General features: G+C 64.8%; 1 protein-coding gene. It reads left to right on the plus strand.

Features of this window, described 5'->3' with window-relative positions; all coding sequences use genetic code 11:
• Window positions 1-23: 23 nt before the first annotated feature.
• A complete protein-coding gene (locus GCU60_RS19590; RefSeq protein WP_163208308.1) occupies window positions 24-3,389 on the plus strand; it encodes a hypothetical protein in 3,366 nt (1,121 codons plus the stop codon).
• The last annotated feature ends 76 nt before the right edge of the window (window positions 3,390-3,465 follow it).

The following is a 3,465-nucleotide window of genomic DNA, read 5'->3' on the forward strand; positions in this document are numbered from 1 at the left end:
ACCTCGTGGTGGAACTTCCTGCCATGACTCCATCCTTCCCAAGGAACGGAGTCTCCGGACTTGCCGGGGCGGTTCACATCATCACCTCATCCCGCACATGGGAGGGCGCCAAGAAGAGCCTCCGCGGGAGCCTCGAGTCGGCCCGAGACCACAAGATGCGCGTCGACCAAGTCGTTGTGGCGAACCTAGCCGAGGTCAACCGGCAGAAGCGCATCAAGCTGGCCGCCATCGCCAAGGAGTTCGATTGCGATCTCATCCAGGTCTACGACCGCCCCTGGTTCGCCAACGCATTCCGCGACGACCCCGACTGGCGCCGGAGGATTTTGCACATCGAAGGCGGCGCGTTCAGCCTTTCCCGCACACCGCGCGGCGCACGCCCTGATGAGCACCAGCTCCCCACCGTCGGTCGCGACGAACTACTCGACCGCGCCGAGAACTCCGACCGGGACCTCATCCTGTGGGGGGTCCCCGGCGCCGGCAAGAGCCACGTAGCCGGACGGCTGGGCAGCGCGCTGTTCCTCGAACGGAACACCGCACCCGAACGACTACTGGATGACCTCCTCGCCACCAAACCGAAGCTCGTGGTCGTAGACGACGCCGGCGGCCGGTCCGAGGACGTCGAGCATCTCCTGCACGCTCGGCACGCAGAGAAGCTCCAGTTCCGGGTCGCCGTCACCTGCTGGCCACACGAGAGGGAAAGCGTCGCCGACCACCTGCCGGAGGCGCTTGCCCTCGAGGTGGACCTGCTCACCGTGGAGGAAATCGGAATCCTCCTTCGCGAGCGAGGCATCACCCGGACCTCGGTCATCGCTCAGCTGCTCCAGCAAGCCCAAGGGCGACCCGCATGGGCGCTCAACCTCGCAGACCTCCTCGTCCAGCAAGGTGCCTGGCAAGCCGTGTGGACCGGGCAAGCTCTCAGGGAGCAGATCCGGGCGTTCCTGCGACGGTCAATGGCGCCGGCTGAAGCCATCCAACTGCTCGCAGCCATCGCCCTCGTCAGCGACGCCACCGAGGACCAAGCGCGTACCATCGCGAAGCTATTCGAACTCACCCCTACTCAGTTCGAGGGGCTCATTCGCTCGGTCGCAATCGCCGGGCTCGTCGACGTCCGCCGCAACCGGCTGTGGAACTCTCCCGACGGGCGAACCTTCGATAGCTCCTACCGTGTTGTTCCGCGAACCATCGCAGCGAGCATCGTGGCCGACGTCTACTTCGCCGGCCACGCGACCGCCGTACGCGTCAGCGACGTCAAGAGTGCGCTGCCAGAACTCCTGCCAGGCATTCTGCAAACCCAGATCTACGCCGCGCTGCTCGGTGCCGAAGAGCCGATGGTTCCCACCGCAGAGGAACTTCTCGCCGTCCTGGCCGACCTGGGACTGGGCTCGGACGGCGACGAACTCCTGCGCACCTACGCACTCATCAACAGTGAGTGCACCCATTTCGCCTTCGACTACCTCATGCAGGCCGTGCAAGACGCGACCGAAGTAGACGATGAGCGGTCCGCCGTCGCCGCGACCAAGGTCCTCGCCGCGCGTGTCGCCGACTCGCTTCAGGCAGAGAATACCGAGTGCATCGCGCTCTTCTTCGCGTCACTGACCCACTTGGCTGCACGAGGGTGGGACTACACGACGGCCATCAAGACGGTGGTTGAGGATGTCCAGGACGCCCGGACCGGAGATTTCCCCACCGCGACGGCGATCGTGCACCTCTGCGCGGCAATGGCGAGCGACCAAGCCCAGGAACTGCCTGACCACGTCTGGCTCAAGCTCGCATGCCACGTGCTCCAGCCGACCTTCGACGGCAACTACATGAGCCCCGAGAAGGTGAACTCGTTCGTCCTGCAGTCATTCACCTGGCCCGAAGAAGACATTGGCGCCATGCATGAGGCGCTCGAACCCGAGCTGGTCAGTCGAATCGCCTCGGCCTCGAACGAAGAGCTCGCAGACCTCATCGAGGTCATGAGAAAATGGGCCCACATCGCCAGCGGATACCCTCTTCCAGTCCGTGGGGTCCCGAACCCAGGGCAGCAGACCGCGGCGCGACGGATCGCGGTCTCGATCGCCAAAGCCATCGCCCCGCTGATCGCCACGCCAGGCCTACGCGCAGTCTTCAACCGAGAAGCTTCCAGCCTCGAGATCATGCTCGACGAACCGGATGAGCTGTTCGCGGCGCTGACCGCCGAGCGCGACCTGTCCAAAGACTGGGAAGAGGACCGCCGCCTCCGAGAGGCTGAACTCGACCGAGCACTTGCTGCCTATATCGAGCAACCGCCCAGCGTCATCATGACGTGGCTCGCAGGCCACGACGCCGACCTCGCCACGGTCAAGGACGGCTCAGCAGCGTGGCGCGTCATGGTCCGCCTCTCCATGCGTTGCGACCCCGAGGCTTGGCTCCGTGCCGCTCTGGACCATGGACTGGGTCCCTCAGCCGGCCCGCTCATCAGTAGGTGCGTCGCCAACGGCATCATGACTGTTCCTCTTGCCACGGAGCTCCTCGGCGACACAGGCGGGAGAGGCTCCCTCATCAGCTCGGTGATCAGCGACTGCCAGGACGCCGAGCTCACGAGTCTGATCGTCGACGCCCTCACGGTCGAAGACATCGCGGGCCTCGACTCGTCCTACGCCATCCGTCACGCATCCGACTCCACCCGTCAGGCATTGTTCATCCACCCGGACCCCCAGGTTCGAAGCAGCGCGGCCGCGCTGTGGGCGGCCGAGATGGCGTACTCCTCAGAGGAGATGCCAGCCGACCCCGATTGGGCTACGGCCATGAGCGACCTCACCGTCCCATCAGGCACCACGCGCGACCACATGCAGTCCAAGGCGCTCGAGATACTCGCGAAGACGAACCCAGAGATCTACATGAGCCTGCTGGTCAAACACGTCGACGCGCTCGAGGGCAACGATGACTTCGACGAGTGGGAGGAAAGCGCGCGAAAGCTGAGCGGCGCGCACCGTTTCGAACTCTGGAACCGGGTGCGGGAGAGCCCGATGGCTAAGAACCTCTTTTGGGTCATCTCAGCCACAGATGTCGGATGGATAACCACGGCCGTATCCGACCCGACCTTCCCGGTGTCGCTCAGCAAGCTGCTGCACGCGACGCGGTTCCAGCACGGCAAGCGATACCCACTGGAGGTTCTTGCTGTCATGCTCCGACCGCTCAAGTGGCAGCCCGATGACCTTCTCTGGACCCTCGAGGTCGGAACGCACTCCGGCGAAGACCATGAACGGCTCGAACGGCACCTCAACGTGTGCCGTGACCTGGCCAAGTCACCCGAGCCGGACCTCGCGCGGCTCGGGGAGCGAGGCATCGAGACCTTCGAACCGCGTTTGGCTGAGGCGAAAGCTGCTGCACGACGGGCTGCGGTGCGGGGGACACTCGGCTACTGATGTCGCGCGTCAGACTTATTGGCATGACCCGTTGCATGCGGGCGTGACCTGCGAGGAGTCTGATCGTCATGGCGAG

The organism is Blastococcus saxobsidens (assembly GCF_010682065.1).
Lineage (GTDB): Bacteria > Actinomycetota > Actinomycetes > Mycobacteriales > Geodermatophilaceae > Blastococcus > Blastococcus saxobsidens_B.